The organism is Aliiroseovarius marinus (assembly GCF_050881025.1).
Taxonomy (GTDB): Bacteria; Pseudomonadota; Alphaproteobacteria; order Rhodobacterales; family Rhodobacteraceae; genus Aliiroseovarius; species Aliiroseovarius marinus_A.
The window spans coordinates 929,555-953,350 of record NZ_JBNNXQ010000001.1 but is presented as its reverse complement, the minus strand read 5'-3'; the positions used below and the strand labels follow the sequence as shown (position 1 = coordinate 953,350).

The window sequence follows — 23,796 nt, the reverse complement described above, 5'->3', positions numbered from 1 at the left end:
CGGTTTTTGGCCGTCAGGAACTGAAAAACCTCAGTTCTCCGGGCAATACATGCACCCCGCTCAACCGTCCGGTGGCATAGGCGCCCGTATCGACCCAGATCCGACCATCACGATGACCCGCATGTTCATGCACCACATGGCCATGGATCACCCAAACCCCATCTTTGCGGGCGTGGTTGGCAAAGCCCGGATGCCCCCACAACAAACTGCCTGAACTTTGTGCCGATATGGCGCGGGTCGGGTCAGCGCCCGCATGGGTTACAGCCACGTTTCCGCTTTGCCAAGACAGGGGGCGCGCGCGCAACCACGCCAAAAGATCCGGGCCCATGGCATCGACGAGCGCATCGCGGGCCTCTGTCAGTGCAGCTTCTGCACTGGTCGGGCTAACCCCTCCGATCCCAAAACTTGCCAGCGTTTGCAGGCCTCCATGACGCAGCCAGGCAGTTGCGGGACCGCAAGGTGCATCAATGAAATTCAGGCACATTTCCTCGTGGTTTCCCATCAGACAAATCACCGGCTGATCGCCCGTTTCGGCCCCTGAAGCGAGCATTCTGAGCACATCTGCGCTGTGCTCTCCGCGATCAATGTAATCCCCGACAAAGACCGTTGGCAGGCCCGGGCTTGTCCGCAGGATCACCTTCTCGATCCGCTCCAGCAGGTCAATTCTGCCATGAAGATCCCCAACCGCACAGAACGGTGCATCAGGGGAAATCGTTTCTGGCAGGAAGGCATCCAGGTCTTGTTGGCTGCGCCGCCGCTGGAAGAAACTCATGCGCGTTTTGCCCTTTGGTTCTTTGCCCCAAAGCCATCCGAGATGGCCGTCTGGGGCGGACGCGTCTGGGCGTCGATGGCTGTCAGATAGGCTTGCACGACAAGGCGTTGATCATATTCCGACACCATTTTCGCGCGGCCTGCCTTTCCCATAGTGTTGCGCGCATCCTCAGGCATTGCAAGGAACTGGCGACAAGCGTCAGCCAACGCGTGCCCATCGCGCACAGCGCAAAGCAACCCGGTTGTCCCATGTTCGACAACCTGACGACAACCCGGCACATCGGTTGCGATCAACGGGCGCGCCATGGCGGCGGCTTCGATCAACGTGCGCGGTGCGCCTTCACGATAGGAGGGCAAGACCACACAATCCGCCTGCGCAATAAAGGGGCGCACATCATTGGTTTCCCCCAAATGGGATATCGCCCCTTCGGCCTGCCACGCGGCAAGGTCATCTTCACTGATGACAGAGCGGTTCTCGGCCTGTGTGGCACCGATCATCTGGAACTCCACCCTTGCCCCTTCTGCTTTCAACAAGCGCGCGGCGTCGACATATTCCAACACGCCTTTGTCACGTAACAAGCGTGACACCATCAGGAAACGCGTGGTCTTATCCTTGGATTTCGGACGGGGTGAAAACCGCTGCAGGTCAATGCCAGAGCCGGGCAAAAGCGTGACCTGCGCAGGCCGGGTCAGGTTTCGTGAAATGAACAGATCGCTGTCTTCGGGGTTTTGAAAAAACACGGTCGGCAGATTGCGAAACGCATGGCGGTAGAGCGTCTCGGCAATATATTGCAACGCACCACCTGACAGAAACGCAGTTCCCAGACCCGAGACATTGGGCAGGAATGGTATCCCCAACCTGCGTGCGGCCACAGCGCCGAAAAGGTTGTTCTTGATGGTGTACCCAAGGATCGCATCTGGTGCGAGGCGCGCAAAATGACGCCCCATGCGCAGCGCTAGAGCACCATCACGCAAGGGGGACAAGCCGCTCACATCCATTTCAAGGTCGACACATTCACAGCCCAAGGCCTCCAGCATCGGCACTGAATCGTCAGCAGGCGCCAACACCACCACGTCGTCCCCTCGTGCCAGAAGGGCCTCGATCACCGGGCGGCGAAAGTTCAAAGCGTTCCATGCGGCATTTACGGTCAGGATGATCTTCATGAAACCTCACAAGGGCGAACGGTAGCGATCCGGCAACCCGAAAAGCCACGTGTCATAAGGCAGATAGCAATAGCCGAAGTGAAATGAGCGCAGCGCCCAGACGGATAACATCAACAGCAATGCAAGATAGGGCAGCGCGCTAAGTATCGGCCGCGCAGACCCCAGTGGCAGGAAAGGCAGGCGCGCCAGGATAATCGCCTGCAGGGGCACCAGAAAATACCCCAACCGGTCGCCAATCACGGATGACAACGAGGCGAGCGGCAGGGTCGCCAGCATCATCAACGCCCCAAACCCGACCAGTCGCCGATCAGGCGGGAAGGTCTGTGTCCAAGGCTTGCGAAGGGCAAGCACGAACAAAAGGCCCGTTAAGAACAGCATGCCCGCACGATACAGCGCCCCTTGCGCGTCAACGCCTGTATTCACATAGCGGCTGATCGCCAGTTGCGCATCTTGTCCCGTGGTCAACAACACAAGACCGGGCACCAGCAAAATTGCCGTGGAAAAAAGGCGTAGCCGCGGATGAGATTTTCCGACAAGTGGAACCAGCAAAAGAAAGGCGGCCGTGCTGGAATGAAACCCCGCGCCGATCACGACCCGCAGCGCATAGGACAGGGGATTGCCCCTTTGAAAGCTGACAAAGGCGGCGGCCAGAAGCCCAATTGCCGCGGCTTGGCGAATACCCGACATGGGCATGTTCAGGATCAAAACCGGGTAAAGAAGGATCAAAAAGCCAAGCCGGTCCGGTTGTGTTCGCGCCAGAATATGAATGCCGCCAAAGAATAGGGCCGAGCTTGCGACGTTCAGCCAAGGATAGCTTAACCCCAGCGCTCCAATGGTTTGCACCAAGACCCACCAAAGCGGATCGCGACGCACCAAAGCGTCGGCCATTTGCAGGTCATATTGAAGGCTGAAATGCTTGTAGTAGCCCCACCAATCGCACCCGACTTCCAGTCGGAATGCGCTGAACACAAACAGCCCTGCCAACACCACCCAGTAAAACTGATCGCGTAATTCAGGAGCGCGAGCCAGAACGAAACGCACCAATATCAATACCGCAAAGAGAGCTGGATAGATCACGCCTGCGATGCCTTTTGTGAGGGGCTCATCGCAGAACGTCGCGCGCCAAGGGCAACATAGGCTACCTGCGCCAGGATCAACCAACCCAGTACGTAGATGGGCGCGGGCGTGTCGGCAACAAGCGCAATCACCGCCACCAATGGCGCGCTTGCCAGATGTGCCTGAAGGTAGAATGGCCGCTCTTTTCGTTCGGGTAGCGTCAGGCGCCCCTTGGCATCGAGATATGTCAAAAGCCGGGGCAGCGTGAACAACACCCCGCCGGTAGCCAGCACCGTGGTGATATGACCCTCAGCCTCAGACAACAACAGCGCAGGCAGAAGGGGCAGAAGGAAGCGCAGAAGCGAAAGCTGTACAAAGCTGAAGATTTTCAACTCGACTTGTCTAAGCAGATTGTGCAGCACCAGCACGACCAGCAGTGCCGCCACCGCGCCCAGGTAAATCGGTGCCGTCCAAAGATTTAGATAGGACAGCAACAACACAAACACCGACAGGCGCACCGCGACAAACAACGCTGCAAATCCGATGGTGATCGGAACAGGGCAGCGTGGCCGGGGCGTCGGGTCATGCCGCAGCCCATAGCTGTCGTTCACCATGTAGCCGATCTCGTACAGACAAAAGAACGCTATGTAGCCAAGCGCATAGCTCAGGCTTGCCGCACCCCAGCTTGCCCCGGTCAATCCTGCCGCAAGGATCACCCCCGGCACCCAAGCCGTGATGGCATTCACGCCGAACCCGCGCGGGAAATCGTACCGTGTGCGCTGTCCATAAACGAGCGGCACCAGAAGCCCGGCCTTGGTCAGATCAATGACAGAGAATTTCGGCATCCCACTCTCCCATCCATTTTCGCGGTGCACCACGCGCGACAAGGATCGCCGTTTGCGCCGCACCAACCAGATCGCGATCCGATCTGTTGTCGGTCATGACCGTGAAGCTGTCAGGGCACAGTGAATGGCCCAGATAGGCCTCGAGCGCTGCACGTTTCTTGCCGGTCAGATCCTGTTCCAACTCCCCGGTGAACACAGCATCACGCCGGCCCAACTGCGATGACAGCGCTGGCAGTCCCAGATGGCTCGCAATCGCACGCACCACCGGGTCAATTGCGTTTGAGATCAGAACCGGCGCCCAGCCCGCATCCTGCATCACAGCCAAGCGCGTATGGGTGGCATTGATCGCAAGCTCAGGCAAACAGGTCGCCACATAGTCCCGCGCGGATGCGTCGACGTGGTCACAATCCTCGCCCTTCAGGGTCCAAAGCACCAATGCGCGATGCATGTCACGCCCGGTGAGACGCGCAATCGCCACCAAGGCAAACTGGACCGGATGCCGCCTTTTCGTCAGCAAGGTCAATAGCTGCGCGCGCAACTTGTTTCCCACGCGCATATGGTGATGCGCGATCATGCCCGCCGTGGTGTTGGTGCGATAGAGTGTGCCGCATATATCTACGGCCACGACCGGTTTGCTTTGTATCATGCCACGGCCCTCCTGCTGTCGCCGATACGGCGATACATCGCGTCATAGGACAGGACCGCACGATCCATGTCGTATCGCATTTGGCCAGCCGCCCTGATGGCCTCGGGCGCGCTAAATTTCTGCGTGAGTATTTTACCTGCGGCGGCGTCAATCGACTTGGGTCCAAGGTCAGTAAGAACCAGGCCCAGACCTTCCTGGGCGAGAATTTGGCGGATGTCCCCGATGCCGTCGTTGCTGATCACCGGCAACCCGATGGCCTGGTATTCCCCCAGTTTGGTCGCGGACACCCCAAAGCTGGAACGGCTCTGCAGACGAAAAGACAGCCCGATATCCGCGACGTTCAAAAGCCCCGGCATTTCATGGTGGGCGACTTTCAGGCAAATGATCTGTTGTTTGGCAAGCGGCGCCTCGGCGGCTTGGGCACGCGCCAGATGAGTATCGGGATCATGATCCCCCAAAAGCAACAGTCGCACGCGCGCGCCTTTGGCTTCCAGTGCCTTCACCAACTGATACGCTGCCTCCATCTTGTAAAGCGGGCCGGCTGACCCTGAGTGCACCAGCACAAGTTCATCAGGGTCGATGCCAAGCACCTCGCGGATACGGCCGCCCAGCACTCGATCGGGCTGAAACAGAGACTGATCTACACTGCACGGGATGACCGAAATCGGCGCCCCACGATATGCCGGGTCCCCCAGAACCACGCTGCGCGCATCTTGTGACAGGGTGACAATCCCATCGGCCTGACCATAGGCGTTGGCTTCTAACTTGCGAAAATGGCGCGCATAGACCTGCCCCAACGCACCGCTCCAAATGCCGCTTTCAATCCGCTCGTCGATCCAAAACCCGCGCATGTCGAACAGCATCGGCACATGGTGTTTCCGGCTGGCGGTCAGCGCCGAGGCCAAGGGCATGTAGCTGCGACAATGGATCAGACTTGCTTTGTAGCGCTGCACAATCCGGTCCAGATGCGAGGACAGAGTTGCCGGCATGAAAAACCGCTCCAACCGAGACGCAAGCACAGAACCATGCCGCAGAACCGGGTGATGCCTGATGCCCGCGCGCGCCAGCCGGGGAGCAACCTCGTCATGATAGGTTTGAGCTTTGTCCGGGCGTTCGACAGACAGACACACAATCTTGTGCCCGGATCGGCTGAGACCTTCCAGATAGGGCAGCACCTGCGCAAGCCCGATATGGTCGGACAGGCCGTTATTGGTCACGAATACGGATGTTTGCAGGGTCATCGGTCTTCCCCTGCCTGCAATCCGGCCAAAGCGGGCACCATCGCCGCAAGCCGCGTGGCTGCAACAGATGGGCGAAAGGCCCGCGCGCGCTGGCGTGCTGCATCAGGGTCCGGCGCAGCGGCCAGAGTGTCCTTGATGGCTTTGGCAAGTTCGGGGGCATTCCCCGGAGGCACCAATGCACCATGGCGCCCATTCTCTAAAATCTCGGCGGGTCCATGCGGACAATCTGTTGAAACAACGGGCAGTCCATAAGACAGCGCTTCGACCAGAACATTGGCAAAGCCCTCGCTTTTTGATGACAGCACAAACAGATCCGCGCTGTCATAGTAGGCCCCCGGCGTTTGGGCATAGCCTGCAAAGCACACATGCCCCTCTACGCCCAGTCGCGATGCCGTCGCGATCAGATCAGAGCGATCAGGACCATCGCCCAGCACCACCAGTTCGGCATCAACCCCCTGATCGATCAACTGCCGCATCGCATGAAGCAATGTGGGATAGTCCTTTTGCCACCGCAGCCCACCCACCGCCAAAAGGCGATGGCGCCTGCCGTTTGGCCATTTGGCGGGTGGCCCTGAAAACACCGGTCGCGGCACGGGGTTGTGAATGGTTTCGACCCGTCCGTCAGACAGCCAGCCCAATTGTTCCAAGTCCTTTGCGGCCCCGCGCGACACCGATACATTGGCAGCGGCACGCGGATAGGTCGCACGGATACTTGCACGCAATAGCGCCATATGCAGCCACCCCTTCGGTCGATATTGCGCAGAAAGCGTCGCATGGTCCGTCGTGATGACCGGCACGCCAGTCCCCGATGCCGCGAGCACCGAAAGGCTTGTCACCGGCCACATGGCCGGGATCAATGCGGCAGGGTTTTCAGAGCGCAACCACGCGCGCAGGGGACCAACCATATGGCGCAACCGATCCGCACCAAGATCGCTTACGCCATAGCGGGCCGCACGCACTTCGTGCAAAAGCTCGCCTTGTGCTTTGGCAAGCAGGAAATGCGGGCGATACCCCAAGGCGGCGAACTCGCGGGCCAAAGTGACCATAACGCGCTCGGCCCCACCGCCGCGCAAATCCGGCAAAACAAATCCGATGCGTGCGCGCGGGTCACAACCGGCAGAGGGTGGCAGCTCCATCTTCATGATGCTTCCCCTGCCAGCGCGCGAAACTCAGCGCGGTCGCTGAGCAGATCCGCATATTTGCCCTGAGCCTTTATCTGCCCCTGTTCAAGCAGAATGATCTTGTCGCAGGCTTCCACAGTTGAAATCCGGTGTGCGATCATAAGAATGGTTTTCTTGCCGGAAAGCGCATTGATCGCCTTCATGACGTCGCGCTCGGTCACGGTATCCAACGCGCTGGTGGCTTCGTCGAAAACCAGAATATCGGGATCGCGATACAGCGCACGCGCGATGCCAATTCTTTGACGTTGGCCGCCAGACAAACGCACACCGCTTTCGCCAATCACCGTGTCATAGCCATCGCTCAACCGGGTTTCCACAAACTGATCCAGTTGAGCAAGTCGCGCGCAGTCGCGAATACGGTCCATATCAATTTCAGGCTTCGCAACACCCAAGGCGATGTTTTCAGCGATGCTCATGTCACCAAGGAAAATGGACTGCGGCACGTAGCCAATGGAAGATTGCCAACGCCGCAGGTTGTCATCGGTGACCGGCACTCCATCGACGAGGATTTCACCCTGATCAGGGGTCAAAAGGCCAAGCACCAGATCGACGAAGGTGGTTTTTCCCGCGCCTGTCCCACCAACAATCCCAACCGAACTTCCCGCCGGGATCGAAAGTGTCAGCGCTTTGACACCCTGCCCCTTGGCGTCATATTTGAAGCCCACATTCTGCAAAGAAAGCGCGGACCTCAAAGGCAGGGGGCGTGCCTGCTCCACGCCAGCCGGTGCGTCGGGCAACTGGGTCATATCACGATAAAGCACATCCACTGCACCGGCGCCGAACCGGAACTCGACCATTGCCCGATAGATGGCCTGCACAGACGGCAGCATGCGATAACCCGCAAATGCATAGACCCCAAGCTTGGGCAATATCGCCCCAGCACTGGCCCCTGCACCCTGCGCGGCAAGAAGCACAACACACAACAACAACATGCCACCAAAGCCAACGGCTTCGACCAGGTATTTTGGCAATTGTCCCAACACCTGATTGGCGGCCTGCATACGGGACACCTCGATCGATGGGGTGCGAAAATGGCTGAGGTAACTGTCTTCCTTACCCAGAATGCGCACGTCCTTGATGCCGCCCAGCGCTTCGCGGGCAATCGTGTATCGTGCCTGATCCGCCGCGACCCGACGCGCGCTGTTGCGGGTGACGATTTTTCGGATGGTTGCGAAGATGCCAAGATAGGCAGCGCCCAGAACCAAAATTGCCCCGATCGCAATCGCGGGGTCCATCACCATCAGGAAAATCAGGATGGCGACAAGCGTGACCGAGGCCATGGCAAAACGCATCACCGGAGCAAGGGCAAACATGGTGACCTGTTCAACTTCTGACAGGATGTTTTTGGACATCTCGCCCGTATGCCGCCCAAGGAAAAACGCATAGGGCTGGCGCAGGTATCGCGTAAGCAGTCGTGTGCCCAAGCTGTGACGACGCATCTGAACAAAGCGTGTCATGGCATATTCGCCTGCGCTGCGGATCAGCGCTGCAGTGATGAGAAACGTGAAGGTCAGCAACGCAAGCGCAAGCAGGAAACCGTTCGCGCTGTCGAAGCCACCAAGCGCAAAGAGCCGCTGTAGCATCGGCTGGCTGTCAATCAACGTCGGATCGGACAGCACCATAAAGAACGGCAGAACCGAGGCGACGCCCAGCACCTCAAACGCGGCCATCACAACCACCAGCGCAAGCACTGACATGCCACGGCGGCGCTCTCTTGGGGTCAGAAGCGCGTTAAGCTTGGTTAACGTCCCCCCCGTCACAGGCGCAGATCCGCAAGTTGGCGATCAAGCGCAGATTTCACATCATAGGTGACGGACAGGTTCTTTCCATAGCGACCAATCCATCCCACCGGACGATCAAGAAACACACGATGTGGCACAGCAAAGATCACGCCATCATAGGCATGGGCGGGCGGGTCGGGCACAAGTTCGATCCCGTATTCGCTCCGCGCACCCTCCGGGTCGACAAGCGGGTCATGGATGTCGACCTTGACGCCGTATTCCAGAAGCTCTTCCAGAATATCAACAACCCGGGTGTTGCGCAGATCGGGGCAGTCTTCCTTGAAGGCCAACCCAAGGATCAACAGGCGCGACTTGGCAACGTTGATCCCCTTCTTCATCATCGCCTTGATCATCTGTCCGGCAACATAGGCGCCCATGCCGTCATTGATGCGCCGCCCGGACAGGATGACTTGTGGATTATAGCCAACCTCTTCGGCCTTGTGGGTCAGGTAGTAGGGGTCGACACCAATGCAGTGTCCGCCAACCAGACCAGGCCGGAAGGGCAGGAAATTCCACTTGGTTCCCGCCGCCTCCAAAACAGCGCCAGTATCAATTCCGAGCCGATTGAAGATGATCGCCAGCTCGTTCACCAAACTGATGTTCAAGTCGCGCTGCGTGTTCTCGATTACCTTTGCGGCCTCGGCCACGCGGATGCTTTCCGCCCTGTGCGTGCCTGCGGTGATGATCTGCGCGTAGAGCGCGTCGACCTTCTCTGCCGCGTCGGGGGTGGACCCCGACGTGACCTTCACAATGCTTGGAAGGCGATGCACCTGGTCGCCCGGATTGATGCGCTCGGGACTGTAGCCAACAAAGAAATCTGCATTGAAGGACAGCCCGGACATTGCCTCCAGAATGGGCACGCAAACCTCTTCTGTCGCACCCGGATAGACCGTGCTTTCATAGATCACGATATCGCCCGGCATCAGCACGGCGCCCACGGTTTCGCTGGCTTTGATCAGGGGCGACAGGTCGGGGCGGTTATGCGCATCAATGGGCGTCGGCACGGTGACCACATAGATTGAGGCATCTTCCAGCGCTTTCGGATCAGACGAAAACCTCAGCCCACAGGCAGCATCAAGATCGCCTTCGGGCACCTCGCGAGTGCGGTCCTGACCGGCGCTCAGTTCGGCGACGCGCGTGGTATCAATGTCAAAGCCAATGACGTCGCGCTGCTTGCCGAACTCTACCGCCAGCGGCAGACCCACATAACCCAGACCCACCACGGCCACGGTTTCGTGCTCTCGTAAATCTTTCATGGTCGAGTGCCTTCATATCTGTCAGCACCCCACAACCCTCGCGCGATTAATCTTGCTTAATTATTCGTTAAAGGGAAGTTAACTTTTATAAAAATTAGATCGAATTCAACGGAATTCAGACAAAATGAAATCCTGAGACCGCGCCCAAAACTTCCGAATTCTATTTTAGGTTGAAATAGTCCAGATACCAGTCGACGAAACTGTTCACGCCATCCCGAAAATCAGTGGCCGGGCGATATCCGGTCAGGCGATGCAGAAGACTTGCATCCGCCCATGTCGCTGGCACGTCACCCTTTTGCATTTCCATGTAGTTTCGCACAGCCTTTTTGCCCAAGGCATCTTCGATCGCTTCAACGAAATCCAAGAGTCTCACCTTGTCCGAGTTGCCCACGTTCACCACGCGATAGGGCGCGGCCGGGGACAGGCTGTCACCTTCCTCGATGTCTTCCGGGCTGTCCGGGCGTTCGGGCGCCGCGTCGATCAGCAGGCGAATGCCGCGCACAAGATCTTCGACATAGGTGAAATCCCGATACATGTCGCCATTGTTGTAAATGTCGATTGGCGTGCCTTCGATGATCCCTTTGGTAAACTTGAACAGCGCCATGTCAGGCCGCCCCCAAGGGCCGTAAACGGTGAAGAAGCGAAACATCGTTGTCGGCAAGTTCCACAAATGCGCATAGCTGTGCGCCATGCTTTCGTTGGCTTTCTTTGTGGCCGCATAGATGGTCAGCTGGGTATCTGCCTTTTCAGTTTCGCAAAAAGGCATGTCATCATTGGCGCCATAAACCGAGCTGGTCGAGGCCATCAGCAGGTGATCGACCGCGTGCCGGCGGGCGGCCTCCATCACGTTGAACGTGCCCACGACGTTTGAATCGATATAAGCGCGCGGGTTTTCCAGGCTGTAGCGCACCCCTGCCTGCGCGGCCAGATGAACGATCACGTCAGGTTCGAAGTCGTCGGCCACACGGTCAAAAAGCTCGGCGTCTTCCAGCATCCCTTCTGTGGCCGAGAAATGCGCGTCTTGCAGCAACATCTGGTGGCGGCGTTGCTTTAGCGAAACGTCATAGTAATCGGTCATGCCGTCGAAGCCATGCACCGTGAACCCTTCGGCCAGCAGAAGTTTTGAAAGGTGAAAGCCGATGAAGCCGGCAGATCCGGTGACCAGAGCTTTGCGTCGCGACATGGGGTGCTCCTTTTGACGTTGCATAACCTGTAGCCCGTCTCGCGCGCCGGGGAAAGCGCGGGCATCCCGTTGCGGTCAATTTTAGGCGAATCGCATCTTCAACTTCTGCTTAAGCCCTTGGTGCCACTCTGGATTCGGTCACAGAGGGGTGGCCGTGTAACAATATACGCGGAGTGGGGTGAGCCATGTTTGCCTTAAGAAACGCGCGGCTGGGGAGCCGTGCCATGACACGTGCTATCGCGATGATGGCGCTTGTCCTGCTGGTTGTTTTCGAAACCATGGGCCCGGTTCTTGCCGCGCCACGTGGCGCATTGATCGTGCGAAACGATCGCGGGGGCGTGATCCACACGCGCGTTGCCGAAGTTGCCGCGCTTCGGGCCAGCGGTCAAAGGGTCGAAATTCACGCCGGACAATGCCTGTCTTCCTGCACACTTTTGCTGGCGGTCGAAAACCTGTGCATCAGCCCGCGTGCACGCTTCGGATTTCACGGCCCCAGTCACTATGGCCAACCCTTGCACCCGACGGATTTCGAGCACTGGTCACAGGTGATTGCGGCACATTACGCGCCTGCACTGCGCCGCTGGTTTCTGAACGAAGCGCGCTATACCACGCGTGGCTTCAAGCGGCTTTCGGGCGCAGAGTTGATCCGGATGGGATATCCCAGCTGCTAAGCTCTACTGCGTGTCTGAGGACGACGAATTGCCGCCCGCAATCGCAAGAACACCGGCCCCTGCAGCGCCGGCACCAAAAACACCCGGTCCCAGTGATCCGACAAACGGTCCGATATTGGTGGCTTCTGCACCAACGGGCGCAACCTGATCTTTTGGTTTGCTGCGGAACAATGACTTGCGCTTGCACGTGATCTGCAATGCCCCCGACGTCAGATATGTTGCTGACTTCACGCCGGTTTGAGGACATTTCCCAAGCTCGATCGCACGGGCCAGGGCGTCAGGCTCTTGGGCGGTGGCGGCGGTAGCAAACAGAAGAAAACTCGCTGCTGACAGGATAACTTTCATTGCTGCGCCTTCCTTTGGTCGCGTCAGGGGTCCGTGTTCTTGCTATGATCCGAAAGTTAACAAACCATTAACGCGACCCATGCGCGCCGCAATCAAAGCTGGCTTCGACTTCGACTTGATGGTAGGGCAATTCGGCAGAATTTCAGACAAGGTAGGGACCAAATGCCCGCTTACAGATCCAGAACCTCGACCCATGGCCGCAATATGGCCGGTGCCCGCGGCCTTTGGCGCGCCACCGGAATGACCGACAGCGATTTCGGCAAACCGATTATCGCCATTGTGAACAGCTTCACGCAGTTCGTGCCGGGTCACGTCCACCTGAAAGATCTGGGCCAGATGGTCGCGCGTGAAGTCGAAGCCGCAGGCGGCGTCGCCAAAGAGTTTAACACCATTGCCGTGGATGATGGGATCGCGATGGGCCATGACGGGATGCTCTATTCGCTACCGTCGCGCGAAGTGATCGCCGATAGTGTCGAATATATGGTCAACGCCCACTGTGCGGACGCGATGGTCTGTATCTCGAACTGCGACAAGATCACGCCGGGCATGTTGATGGCCGCCATGCGCCTGAACATCCCGGTGATCTTCGTGTCCGGCGGTCCGATGGAAGCGGGCAAGATTGACATTGCCGATCTGGACATGACCAAGATTGACCTTGTGGACGCAATGGTTGCCGCGGCGGATGATAATTTCACCGACGAGCAGGTTCAGCATATCGAAGAAAACGCCTGCCCGACCTGCGGGTCGTGTTCAGGCATGTTCACCGCGAACTCGATGAATTGTCTGGCCGAGGCGCTGGGCTTGGCGCTGCCGGGCAATGGCTCGACACTTGCCACGCATGCGGACCGCAAGAACCTGTTCCTTGAAGCCGGCCGCAAGATCGTCGAGATCACCAAACGTCACTATCAGGACGAAGAAAAAGGCCTGCTCCCGCGCGAGATCGCGACCTTTGAAGCGTTCGAGAACGCCATGTCTCTGGACATCGCCATGGGTGGGTCGACCAACACGGTTCTTCACCTTCTGGCCATCGCCAACGAGGGTGAAGTTGATTTCAACATGACCCATATGGATCAACTCAGCCGCAAAGTACCCTGCTTGTGCAAGGTCGCGCCAAACATCCACAACGTGCATATGGAAGACGTGCACCGTGCGGGTGGCATCTTCTCGATCCTCGGTGAATTGTCGCGCGCAGGGCTTTTGCACAACGACTGCTCGACCGTGCATTCCTCGACCATGGGCGAGGCAATTGCCAAATGGGACATCAAGGTCGCCAACAATCCCGAGGCCGAGAGCCTGTTCAAGGCGGCCCCCGGTGGCGTGCGCACCACGCAGGCGTTCAGCCAATCGAACCGCTATAAGGAACTCGACACCGACCGCGAAGGTGGCGTGATCCGGTCGAAGGAACATGCATTCAGCCAAGACGGTGGTCTGGCGGTTCTGTTCGGCAATATCGCCGAGGATGGCTGCATCGTGAAGACTGCTGGCGTTGATGCGTCGAACCTGACATTTACCGGCACCGCCCATGTCTGCGAAAGCCAGGACGCGGCGGTGAACAACATCCTGACAGGCAAGGTCAAGGAAGGCGACGTTGTGGTCATTCGCTACGAAGGCCCGCGCGGTGGCCCGGGTATGCAGGAAATGCTCTATCCGACCAGCTACCTGAAATCGAAAGGTCTGGGCAAATCCTGTGCGCTGCTGACAGACGGCCGTTTCTCGGGTGGGACCTCGGGCCTGTCGATCGGTCACGCCTCGCCGGAAGCCGCAGAAGGTGGCGCCATTGGACTGGTGCAGGACGGTGATAAGATCGAGATCGACATCCCGAACCGCACCATCAACCTTGCCATCTCGGACGAAGAACTGGCCGCGCGCCGGGTCGCGCAGGACGAAAAAGGCTGGGTGCCCGCCGAGCCGCGCAAGCGGAAAGTGTCTAAAGCGCTGAAAGCCTATGCGATGCTGGCCTCGTCCGCTGCAAAAGGCGCTGTTCGCGTCATCGACTAAACACATCCGGGCGCGTTGGTAGGAATACCCACGCGCCCGTTTTCCCTTTCCTGACGGCCCCATCTGCCCCTAGGCTTGGCCAAACGGAAAGGATCCCCCATGTCCATCAAAGCGATTGCGTTTGACGCCTATGGCACCCTTCTGGATGTCTATTCTGTGGGTGCTCTGGCGGAAGAATTGTTCCCGGGCAAAGGACCAGCGATTGTCACCACCTGGCGCGACAAGCAGATTGAGTACACGCGCCTTCGCACCATGTGCGACCGCTATGCCGATTTCTGGCAGGTCACCGGTGACGGGCTGGATTATGCCTGCGCGCTGCACTCTGTTTCGCCCAGCGCAGAGCAACGCGCGACCCTGATGCAGGCCTATGACAGACTTGCCGCATTTGATGAAAACCACGCGCAGCTGACCCGTCTGAAGGCTGCGGGCGTGCCGATGGCGATCTTGTCAAATGGAACGCGTGCGATGATCGACAACGCCCTCAACGCCGCAGGGCTGGGCGGGCTTTTGGATCATGTCTTGTCTGTCGACACCGTGGGTAAGTTCAAAACCGCGCCCGAGGCCTATCAGATGGGCCCGGATGCGTTTGGCTGTGACGCGTCCGAGATCCTTTTCGTCTCGTCCAACTGCTGGGACATCTGTGGGGCCACATGGTTCGGTTATCACACCATTTGGCTGAACCGCGCAGGTCTGCCGATGGACCGCTTGGGCGTAGAACCCATGGCCCGCGGGCAAAGCCTTAAGGACGTGGCCGACTACGCGCTGGCGTCGTTTTCAGGATAACGCGTTGCACGTTTGGGGCCGTCATTTGTGACCATGTCATGCGACAGCGTGTGGTCCATATTGCGCATCCGATGGCGCAGCATCTGACGTGTCAGTCGGGTCAGATCAGCCAAGAACGCCGTGTCTTCGGCGACATTCTGAAGCTCGCCTTTTCCGTCGTGGTCAAACAGAAGCGGCGGAAGGTCGGCGGCAAATTCGATCAGGGTAAAGCGGTTGTCACGCAGAATGGCTACATTGGACGTGCTCGCGTCCAAGCCCAGCTTCTTCTGCCAAAGGGTTGGCGTGATCGGGTCACCGAAGTCCAGCTCCGAGTAGGAATAGCTCCGCCAGTCATCAGGCGTGGCGCCCGATAGAAAGGGCAGCAAAGACCGCCCGTCCATTGCGTTTGGCACCTCCTGCCCCACCCAGTTCAGGATGGTGGGTGTCAGGTCAATGCTTTCGGTCGGCACGTCCACCACATGTCCGCCAATGCCTCCCGGCGCCCGGATGATAAGAGGTGTGTGATAGGCCGCATCATAGACCGAATGCTTGCCCCAGGCATGGTGGTCGCCCAGCATTTCGCCGTGATCCGCCGTGACGATCAGCAACGTATCCTCCCACTGACCGCTCTCTTTCAGAAATGTGACCACGCGCCCGATATGGTGATCCACCTCGGTGGCCAGACCCAGATAGACCGCACGAAGCGCCTGCAAGGTCTCGTCGCTGTCATCCGCCTTGGCCCCAATGACGAAATTCGCAGCCGTTTCCTTGGCCAGTGCGGGCCCAAAGAAAGGATGTACCGCGGCCTCATCGTCACGCGACCCAACGCGCGCAGGTGAAGGCAAGCTGGCAGGGTCATACATGTCGTTATAGGGCGCGGGCGCGACCAGCGGCGGGTGCGGGCGGATATAGGTCAGATGGGCGAACCAGCTTTGATCGGCATAGGCAGGCATGCGGTCAAGGAACTGGTCGGTCAGGAAGGCGGTGTCGCTGTCCTCGGCGCTATAGACAGCGGGCGCATTGATAGCGGACCCATCTCCGCCGGGGATATAGAGCTGCCAGTAGTTGTCCCAATGATGCCCCTTGCCCATCAGGTATGATCGCCACGGATAGGACATCTCCAGCCGCATCTCGACCTGCTCGACAAAGCCAGCCATGGGGCTTTCGTAGGTCTGCATCAACGGATCATCGGGCGTATGAACACGCGGGTCATGCGTGGTGTCGGTATAGCCAAACAGCATGGGAAGATAGCCCGCCTTACGCATCTCGCTGGCAAGGGTGGGCGTGTCGTGGCGCAGGGGCGTCCCATTACGCACCGACCGGTGGTTCATCGAATATTGCCCGGTCAGGATCGAGGCGCGCGACGGCCCGCACGGGTTCACAACCGAGAAATGTCGCTGAAACGTGGTGCTGTCAGCCATCAACGCCCGCAGGTTCGGCAAATCGACATGATCGGCCAGCGCACCGTGCAGGCAATCCGCCCGCAGCTGGTCGATGATGATAAAAAGCACGTTTTTCCTGTCCGTCACGGCGATTCTCCTGTGCGTATCCCCGAATTGATAGGACAGTATTTTTCGCCGGGTCCAGCACAAGTTGTGGTTTTGGGGGATTTTGACAGTTTTTGCATTCGCATTCACGAATCTGGTCGAATAAGTGACATTTTTCTTGCCGACTTGTGGATTTCTATGGATGGATGTGGGTATCTGACCAATTGGAGCCACCTGTGACCGACCCATCAACCCTGTCTCACCGCGAGCTGGAATTGCTTTCTGCCCTGCGCCGAATGGGAGGATCAGCGCGTTCAGCAGAACTGGCGAAGATTTTGGATGTATCTGAAGAAACCGTGCGCCGGGTGATCAAGTCGCTGTCAAAAGCCGGGGCGGTAGAACGGGTGCATGGCGGCGCCTATCTGGCGGGCGGACAAACGGACCCCAGTTTCTTTCGACGCATCGCACAAAATGCAGATGAAAAACGCCAGATTGCAGCGGGAATGGCCGATCTGATTGCGGATGGAATGACCGTGTTTCTGGATGTGGGATCGACCACCGCATTCGTTGCCGAAGAGCTGCGCGCGCGCTGGAACCTGACGGTGGTTACCAACTCCATTGGTGTTGCCCAGACCCTGATGAACCACAATGGCAACAGGGTGCATTTTTTGGGTGGCGAGATGCAAAGTGACGAGCGCGGGACATTCGGTCACGTCACGACCCAGCAAGCCAGACGGTTTGCATTTGATGTTGGGGTTCTAAGCATTGATGCCGTGTCAGCCAAACGGGGGTTTCTATACACCAACCCGGCCGAAGCGGCGCTGGCCGAAGTCATCTCCGAATGCGCCGATCGGATCGCCGTCTGCATGGATCATGACAAATTCGACGAGAAAGCCCCACATCAGGGCATGCCGCCCGAACGGGTAGACCTCGCCCTGACCGATAAGGCCCCGAAAGGCAAGCTGGCCGAGGCGTTGGTGGCTTGGGGCGTAGAGCTGATCATCTGCAAGGCCAAGCGGAAATGAACGGATCGGACCTCGCCCTGACCACCCATGCGCTGCGCATGGCCGAGATGGCAAGCGACACAGCCATGGAGTTTTTCCACGGCCGCCTTGGGGTCGCGTTCAAAGCAGATGAAAGCCCGGTCACACAAGCCGACAAGGCGGTTGAAACCGAGGTCCGGCGCTATCTGAAAACACATTTCCCCGAGCACGGCATTTTTGGCGAGGAGCACGGAGTCGAGGGCGATCCTGCGGGGCGCATGTGGATCATCGACCCGATCGACGGCACGCGGTCTTTTCTGTCCGGTCACCCGCTGTTTGGCTTCTTGCTGGCCCATCTGACGGGCGGTTCCCCCGACCTGGGCGTCATCGGCATGCCGGCCTTGAAAGAGGTCTTTCTAGGCGTGCCCGGACAGGGCGCAAGCCTGAACGGCAAGCCCATCAAGGCGTCGGGTCATACCCGGCTGGATCAGGCCATTCTCTACGTGAACGAAGGTGACAAGCTGCATCGTGACCACCCTGCGCTGTTTGATCGGCTGATGCAGGCCGGGCAGACGCGGCGCTTTGGCTATGACTGCTACCCGCATGCGCTGGTCGCGGCGGGCCATGTGGATGCGGTGATCGACTATGATCTGGAACCCTATGACTTTCTTGCGGTCGCTGCCGTGGTGACAGCGGCGGGTGGCGTGATGACGGATTGGGACGGCAAGGCGCTGAACCTCGGATCAGATGGGCGGGTGGTTTCGGCGGCGACGCCGGACCTGCACGCGGAGTTGCTCGATTTGGTACGGGGCGACTGATGGCGATCCTGAGCTTCCTCATCCAGCTTTTTGGTGCAGTCATGTTGCTGCTCTTTGCCGTACGAATGGTGCGCACAGGGATCGAACGAAGCTATGGGGCCTCGTTCCAACGTATGATGACCAGCGAACGCAGCCTTCTCGGCACCGCAGCGGCGGGTCTTGGGCTGGCGGTGGTCTTGCAAAGCTCGGCCGCAGTTGCGCTTTTGGCGGCGGGCTTTGCCGCTGGCGGGTTCCTGAGCTTCGCTTCGGGCCTTGCGATTGTGCTGGGCGGTGACCTTGGGTCCGCTCTGATCATCCAGATCCTCTCGTTCCGCCTTGATTGGCTGGTGCCGGTTCTTTTGGCGGTAGGCGGCTGGTTGTTTGTCAAAACAGAAAACCGTAGCTGGCGGCAGGCCGGACGTATCCTGATGGGGATCGCCTTCATCCTGATCTCGCTCAGGTTCCTGCGCGAAGCCATGGACCCGATCCGTGACAGTGCGTTCCTGCCCGCGATCGCCAACTACCTTGCACGCGACTATATCACCGCGTTCCTTGTCGGTGGCGCGCTGGCTTTCGTCATGCACAGCTCGGTTGCGGCGATCCTGATGTGTGTGACCCTTGTGCAGATCGGCGCGGTGCCGTTTGCGGCGGGGCTGTCCCTGATGCTGGGGGCCAATTTCGGTGCAGGGTTCATTCCGGTCTGGCTGTCTCGTGGCATGTCCCCCGCCGCGCGGCGCATTCCCTTTGCGAACCTACTGCTCAGAGGCAGCTGGGCGGTGGCGATGCTGTTTGCCTGCACATTGGCCACCCGCGCCGGGATGATCACCTGGCCCCAAACCGGGCAGGCGCTGGTCAGCGCGCATATCGCCTTCAATGCCTCGCTTCTGCTGATTGCTTTGCCGTTCGTCAGGTTGCTAGAGGCGCCCATCGCCGGGGTGATGCCCAACGGGTCAAAACACCCCGATGATCCCTTGGCGACACTGCAGTCGCACTCGGCGCTTGATCCTGAAAACATCGGCACACCTGCACAGGCCATCGCCAGCCTGAAGCAAGAGCTTCTGACGATGTCGGATATGGTCGGCAATATGTTTCGGCCCACGATCGACCTGTATCGCCGCGGCGACGAAGACAGCATCCGGGCTGTGATTGCACTGGATCGCGACGTGAACGATCGCCTGACCGGTATCCGCGAGTTTGTCGCTGCGATCCCGCAACGCGAGTTTGGCAAGGAAAACGCCAAGCTGGCGCGCGACCTGATGGAATACGCGATCCGGCTGGAAACGGCGGGGGATGTGGTGGCCAAGCGTCTGGCCCCTCTGGCGCGGCAAATGCGCGAAAAACAGGCGCGGTTTTCCGAACAGGGCTGGACCGAGCTGCGCAACCTGCATGAGTGCAGCCTCGCCAATCTGAAACTCGCTTCGAATGTGCTTTTGTCAGATGATCTGGAAAGCGCGCGGCTTTTGAGCCTTGAGAAGACCGAGGTGAAACGCGCAGAGCGCAAAAGCCGCAAGCGGCATCTGAAACGGTTGCAAGAAGGGCTGGTGGACAGTTTCGAAACCTCGGACATCCATCTGGAAACCCTGCGCGCCTTTCGTGAGTTTAACAGCCATATCGCCGCGGTCGCCTATCCGGTGCTGTACCGCAACGGGCAACTTCTGGAAACGCGGTTGATCGAAGACATGTCCGAAGTGGCAAGATAGCCGCCGGACCCAACATGGGAGGAAACGCCATGACGGGCGTGATGACATTTGAGGACCTGAAAACGCAGGTCGCCGCCGGAACGGTCGACACGGTGCTGGTGTGCCTTGTCGACATGCAGGGGCGCCTGATGGGCAAGCGGTTTCACGCGGGTCACTTCGTGGCGGGTGCATACGAGGAAACCCATTGCTGCAACTACCTGCTCGCCACGGATCTGGAGATGGGCACGCCCGACGGTTACGCCTCGACCTCGTGGGAAGGCGGCTATGGCGACTATGTCATGAAGCCGGACCTGTCGACCTTGCGCCCCTTGCCGTGGCTGGACGGCACAGTGATGGTGCTGTGCGATATTCTTGACCATCACAGCCACGAAGAAGTCCCCCATTCGCCCCGCGCAATCCTGAAACGGCAAGTGGCGCGGCTGGAGGCAATGGGCTTTGACGCCATGGTGGCAACAGAGCTGGAGTTTTTCCTGTTCGAGAAGAGCTTTGATGAGATCCGCAAGGAAGGCTTTCGCGATCTCACCCCGATCTCTGGCTACAATGAAGACTACCACATCCTGCAGACCACCAAGGAAGAACACGTGATGCGCCCCATCCGCAATCACCTGTGGAATGCGGGCGTGCCGGTGGAGAACTCGAAAGGCGAGGCCGAGACCGGGCAGGAAGAGCTGAATATCAAATACGCCCCTGCGCTGGACACAGCCGCTTATCACACCATCGCCAAACACGCGGTCAAGGAAATCGCGTGGCAGCAGGGGCATGCCGCGACCTTCCTGCCGAAATGGCATCACGACAAGGTGGGGTCGTCGTCCCATGTGCATCAATCGCTGTGGAAAGACGGGGCGAACGCCTTCTTTGATCCCAGCGATGATCTGGGTATGTCGGCGCTGATGAAAAACTACATGGCGGGGCTTTTGAAATACGCTCCCGATTATACCGCGTTCATGGCACCATACATCAACTCGTATAAGCGGTTCATGAAGGGCACATTTGCGCCCACGCGGATCATCTGGTCAGTGGACAATCGCACGGCGGGCTATCGGCTCTGTGGAGACGGCACCAAAGCCGTGCGGGTTGAGTGCCGCATTCCCGGGTCGGACATGAACCCCTATCTGGCGATTGCCGGGATGCTTGCCGCCGGGATCGCGGGGATCGAGGAGGGGTTGGAGCTGCAACCGCCTGCCTCGGGCGATGTCTATCAGGGTGAAAGCGGGATGATCCCTGGCAATTTGCAGGCCGCGCGCGATGCGCTTCACGGGTCAGCGATGTTGCGGGCCGCGATGGGGGACGCGGTGGTGGACCACTACACCCGCGCCGCCGAGGTCGAAATCGAAGAATTTGAACGCGTGGTGACCGATTGGGAAATCGCGCGCGGATTTGAGCGGGCATAAGGAAGCAAACATGTCTGAGCTGTTGAAATGTATCTCGCCGATTGATGGATCGGTTTTTGCAGAGCGTGAAGTGCTGTCGCTTGAGGCTGCGCGTGCCGTCGTTGATCGCGTCCGGGGCGCACAAAAGGCATGGGCCGCGCGCCCCTTGGCCGAACGTGTCGATCTGGTCAGGGCAGGCGTGGCCGCCGTCGGCGCAATGAACGACGAGATTGTGCCAGAGCTGGCGCATATGATGGGCCGACCCGTGCGCTATGGTGGCGAATTTGGCGGGTTTGAAGAACGCGCGAGCCACATGGCCTCGATCGCTGCAGAGAGCCTTGCTGATATCGAGGTGGGCGAGGACGAGACCTTCAAACGCTATATCAAGCGTGTGCCGCATGGCGTCGTCTTTGTCGTGGCCCCGTGGAACTACCCCTATATGACAGCGATCAACACCATCGCACCGGCGCTTATTGCGGGCAATGCGGTCGTTTTGAAGCACGCGACCCAGACGTTGCTGGTGGGTGAGCGCATGGCACAGGCCTTTCATTCAGCAGGCCTTCCCGAGGACGTGTTTCAGAATGTCTTCCTGTCCCATGACGTGACCAATGATCTGATCGCGGGCAACGCGTTTGACTTCGTGAACTTCACCGGGTCCGTTGGCGGTGGTCGGGCGATGGAGCGCGCGGCGGCGGGCACGTTCACGGGCGTTGGCACCGAGCTGGGCGGCAAAGACCCCGGCTATGTCATGGAAGACGCCGATCTGGATGCAGCGGTCGACACGTTGATTGACGGCGCGATGTTCAACTCCGGTCAGTGCTGCTGTGGGATCGAACGGATCTACGTGCACGAGAGCCTGTTTGATGACTTCGTCGCGAAGGCCATCGAGATCGTGAAGGGTTACAAGCTGGGCAATCCTCTGGACCCGGAAACCACGCTTGGTCCAATGGCGAATGTGCGCTTTGCCGATGAGGTGCGCGCGCAGATTTCCGAGGCATTGGCCGATGGGGCCGTGGCCCATATCGACAGGTTTGCCGAGGATGACGGCGGCGCCTACCTGACCCCGCAAATCCTGACGGGTGTCACCCACGATATGCGCGTGATGCGGGATGAAAGCTTTGGCCCTGTTGTGGGGATCATGAAGGTCACGTCCGATGAAGACGCCATCGCGTTGATGAACGATAGCGAATTTGGTCTGACCGCGAGCCTTTGGACCCAAGACATGGATCGTGCCGCGCGTGTGGGGGATCAGGTCGAAACGGGGACAGTTTTCATGAACCGTGCCGACTATCTTGACCCGGGTCTGTGCTGGACCGGCTGCAAAAACACTGGGCGCGGTGGCGGTTTGTCCGTCATTGGTTTTCACAACCTCACGCGCCCGAAATCCTACCATCTGAAAAAGGTGACATCATGAGCCTTATGGGAAACTGGTCTTACCCGACCGCTGTGAAATTTGGCGCTGGCCGCATCAAGGAGCTGCCCGAGGCCTGCATGCAAGCTGGCATGAAGCGCCCGCTTTTGGTGACCGACAAAGGGCTTGCTGACCTGCCGATCACAGACGCGGCGCTCGATATCATGGAAGCCGCTGGACTTGGCCGTGGCCTGTTCAGCGAGGTCGATCCAAATCCGTCCGAGATTAACCTGAATGCCGGGGTAGAGGCCTATAAGGCCGGCGGCCATGACGGGGTAATCGCTTTTGGCGGTGGCTCGGGTCTGGACTTGGGCAAGATGGTCGCCTTCATGTCTGGTCAGACCCGCCCGGTCTGGGATTTTGAAGACATCGGTGATTGGTGGACCCGCGCGGACCCCGCCGGCATCGCCCCCATTATTGCCGTTCCCACCACCGCAGGGACCGGTTCCGAAGTTGGCCGGGCTTCGATCATCACCAACTCTGCCACCCATGAGAAGAAAATCATCTTCCACCCGAAGGTCCTGCCATCTGTCGTGATTTGCGACCCTGAACTGACCGTTGGCATGCCGAAATTCATCACGGCAGGCACCGGATTGGATGCCTTCGCCCATTGCGTCGAGGCCTTCTCGAGCCCTCATTATCACCCGATGAGCCAAGGTATTGCGCTGGAGGGCATGCGGTTGGTCATCGACTATCTGCCGCGCGCCTATAAGGACGGATCGGACCTTGAAGCGCGCGCGCAGATGATGTCCGCCGCCGCCATGGGATCGACCGCGTTTCAAAAAGGGCTGGGGGCGATCCACGCGCTGTCCCACCCGGTTGGCGCGATCTTCAACACCCATCACGGCACAACAAATGCGGTCTGTATGCCCGCTGTTCTTGAGTTCAACGCAGACGCCATTAAAGACCGCTTTGACCGCGCGGCGGGCTATTTGGGCGTAGACGGTGGGTTCAGGGGTTTTCAGAATTTCGTGAAGGCGTTCAACGATAGCTTCGACATCCCGCGCAAACTGTCCGAGATGGGCGTGAGCACCGAAAAGATGGACGCACTGGTCGAAGGGGCCATTCACGATCCTAGTTGCGGCGGCAACCCGGTCGAGCTGACCCGTGACAACCTGCGGCAACTTTTTGATGCGGTGATCTGACCC

General features: G+C 59.0%; 21 protein-coding genes. 9 read left to right on the top strand and 12 right to left on the bottom strand.

Annotation, left to right across the window (positions count from 1 at the left end; translation table 11 throughout):
- Positions 1-13 precede the first annotated feature (13 nt).
- The 10 genes from ACRY08_RS04515 to ACRY08_RS04470 form a co-directional block, all read right to left on the bottom strand.
- Positions 14-772: a metallophosphoesterase gene (locus ACRY08_RS04515; protein ID WP_432448653.1), complete on the bottom strand. Its 759-nt coding sequence runs from the start codon at positions 770-772 to the stop codon at positions 14-16.
- Positions 769-1,935: a glycosyltransferase family 4 protein gene (locus tag ACRY08_RS04510; RefSeq protein ID WP_432448652.1), complete on the bottom strand. Its 1,167-nt coding sequence runs from the start codon at positions 1,933-1,935 to the stop codon at positions 769-771. The genes ACRY08_RS04515 and ACRY08_RS04510 overlap by 4 nt, the downstream gene beginning before the upstream one ends.
- A 6-nt stretch (positions 1,936-1,941) precedes the next feature.
- On the bottom strand, positions 1,942-3,012 hold the full coding sequence (locus tag ACRY08_RS04505) for an EpsG family protein (protein ID WP_432448651.1): 1,071 nt from the start codon (positions 3,010-3,012) through the stop codon (positions 1,942-1,944).
- Positions 3,009-3,836 (bottom strand): hypothetical protein, encoded by an 828-nt coding sequence (locus ACRY08_RS04500; protein ID WP_432448650.1) that lies wholly within the window; start codon positions 3,834-3,836, stop codon positions 3,009-3,011. The genes ACRY08_RS04505 and ACRY08_RS04500 overlap by 4 nt, the downstream gene beginning before the upstream one ends.
- Positions 3,814-4,482, bottom strand: a complete 669-nt coding sequence (locus ACRY08_RS04495; protein ID WP_432448649.1) for a haloacid dehalogenase-like hydrolase — start codon at positions 4,480-4,482, stop codon at positions 3,814-3,816. Before ACRY08_RS04495 ends, ACRY08_RS04500 begins: the two co-directional genes overlap by 23 nt.
- Positions 4,479-5,723, bottom strand: a complete 1,245-nt coding sequence (locus ACRY08_RS04490; protein WP_432448648.1) for a glycosyltransferase — start codon at positions 5,721-5,723, stop codon at positions 4,479-4,481. Before ACRY08_RS04490 ends, ACRY08_RS04495 begins: the two co-directional genes overlap by 4 nt.
- Positions 5,720-6,865 (bottom strand): glycosyltransferase, encoded by a 1,146-nt coding sequence (locus ACRY08_RS04485; protein ID WP_432448647.1) that lies wholly within the window; start codon positions 6,863-6,865, stop codon positions 5,720-5,722. The genes ACRY08_RS04490 and ACRY08_RS04485 overlap by 4 nt, the downstream gene beginning before the upstream one ends.
- Complete coding sequence (locus tag ACRY08_RS04480; protein ID WP_432448646.1) at positions 6,862-8,601, bottom strand: ABC transporter ATP-binding protein; 1,740 nt, start codon at positions 8,599-8,601, stop codon at positions 6,862-6,864. The genes ACRY08_RS04485 and ACRY08_RS04480 overlap by 4 nt, the downstream gene beginning before the upstream one ends.
- A gap of 59 nt (positions 8,602-8,660) precedes the next feature.
- Positions 8,661-9,941 (bottom strand): Vi polysaccharide biosynthesis UDP-N-acetylglucosamine C-6 dehydrogenase TviB, encoded by a 1,281-nt coding sequence (gene tviB / locus ACRY08_RS04475; protein ID WP_432448645.1) that lies wholly within the window; start codon positions 9,939-9,941, stop codon positions 8,661-8,663.
- 160 nt (positions 9,942-10,101) lie between these two features.
- Positions 10,102-11,124: an NAD-dependent epimerase/dehydratase family protein gene (locus ACRY08_RS04470; RefSeq protein WP_432448644.1), complete on the bottom strand. Its 1,023-nt coding sequence runs from the start codon at positions 11,122-11,124 to the stop codon at positions 10,102-10,104.
- A 224-nt stretch (positions 11,125-11,348) separates the two neighbouring features.
- Between ACRY08_RS04470 and ACRY08_RS04465 the strand changes: the two genes are divergently transcribed.
- Positions 11,349-11,795: a hypothetical protein gene (locus ACRY08_RS04465; RefSeq protein WP_432448643.1), complete on the top strand. Its 447-nt coding sequence runs from the start codon at positions 11,349-11,351 to the stop codon at positions 11,793-11,795.
- 3 nt (positions 11,796-11,798) lie between these two features.
- Here ACRY08_RS04465 and ACRY08_RS04460 read toward each other — a convergent pair whose 3' ends face one another.
- Positions 11,799-12,140 carry a hypothetical protein gene (locus tag ACRY08_RS04460; protein WP_432448642.1) on the bottom strand — a complete coding sequence of 114 codons (342 nt, stop codon included), beginning with the start codon at positions 12,138-12,140 and terminating at the stop codon, positions 11,799-11,801.
- A gap of 162 nt (positions 12,141-12,302) precedes the next feature.
- Between ACRY08_RS04460 and ilvD the strand changes: the two genes are divergently transcribed.
- Both ilvD and ACRY08_RS04450 read left to right on the top strand, forming a co-directional pair.
- Positions 12,303-14,138 (top strand): dihydroxy-acid dehydratase, encoded by a 1,836-nt coding sequence (gene ilvD, locus ACRY08_RS04455; protein WP_432448641.1) that lies wholly within the window; start codon positions 12,303-12,305, stop codon positions 14,136-14,138.
- Between the two features lie 99 nt (positions 14,139-14,237).
- A complete protein-coding gene (locus ACRY08_RS04450) occupies positions 14,238-14,921 on the top strand; it encodes a haloacid dehalogenase type II (protein WP_432448640.1) in 684 nt (227 codons plus the stop codon).
- On the opposite strand, the gene ACRY08_RS04445 is transcribed toward ACRY08_RS04450, so the two are convergent.
- Positions 14,894-16,429: an alkaline phosphatase family protein gene (locus ACRY08_RS04445; protein ID WP_432448639.1), complete on the bottom strand. Its 1,536-nt coding sequence runs from the start codon at positions 16,427-16,429 to the stop codon at positions 14,894-14,896. The two genes, ACRY08_RS04450 and ACRY08_RS04445, sit on opposite strands and share 28 nt — an antisense overlap.
- A gap of 194 nt (positions 16,430-16,623) precedes the next feature.
- Between ACRY08_RS04445 and ACRY08_RS04440 the strand changes: the two genes are divergently transcribed.
- Genes ACRY08_RS04440 through ACRY08_RS04415 form a run of 6 tightly spaced genes read left to right on the top strand, consistent with a single transcriptional unit; the run spans position 16,624 to position 23,793 of the window.
- The gene (locus ACRY08_RS04440; protein ID WP_432448638.1) at positions 16,624-17,412 is read left to right on the top strand and encodes a DeoR/GlpR family DNA-binding transcription regulator; all 789 of its coding nucleotides are present in this window, start codon (positions 16,624-16,626) and stop codon (positions 17,410-17,412) included.
- Entirely contained in the window at positions 17,409-18,188 is a 780-nt protein-coding gene (locus ACRY08_RS04435) for an inositol monophosphatase family protein (RefSeq protein WP_432448637.1), read from the top strand. Before ACRY08_RS04440 ends, ACRY08_RS04435 begins: the two co-directional genes overlap by 4 nt.
- On the top strand, positions 18,188-19,867 hold the full coding sequence (locus tag ACRY08_RS04430) for a Na/Pi cotransporter family protein (protein WP_432448636.1): 1,680 nt from the start codon (positions 18,188-18,190) through the stop codon (positions 19,865-19,867). Before ACRY08_RS04435 ends, ACRY08_RS04430 begins: the two co-directional genes overlap by 1 nt.
- Positions 19,868-19,896: 29 nt before the next feature.
- Positions 19,897-21,258: a glutamine synthetase family protein gene (locus tag ACRY08_RS04425; protein ID WP_432448635.1), complete on the top strand. Its 1,362-nt coding sequence runs from the start codon at positions 19,897-19,899 to the stop codon at positions 21,256-21,258.
- A gap of 10 nt (positions 21,259-21,268) precedes the next feature.
- Entirely contained in the window at positions 21,269-22,651 is a 1,383-nt protein-coding gene (locus tag ACRY08_RS04420; RefSeq protein WP_432448634.1) for an aldehyde dehydrogenase family protein, read from the top strand.
- Positions 22,648-23,793 (top strand): iron-containing alcohol dehydrogenase, encoded by a 1,146-nt coding sequence (locus ACRY08_RS04415; RefSeq protein WP_432448633.1) that lies wholly within the window; start codon positions 22,648-22,650, stop codon positions 23,791-23,793. Before ACRY08_RS04420 ends, ACRY08_RS04415 begins: the two co-directional genes overlap by 4 nt.
- Positions 23,794-23,796: the final 3 nt, after the last annotated feature.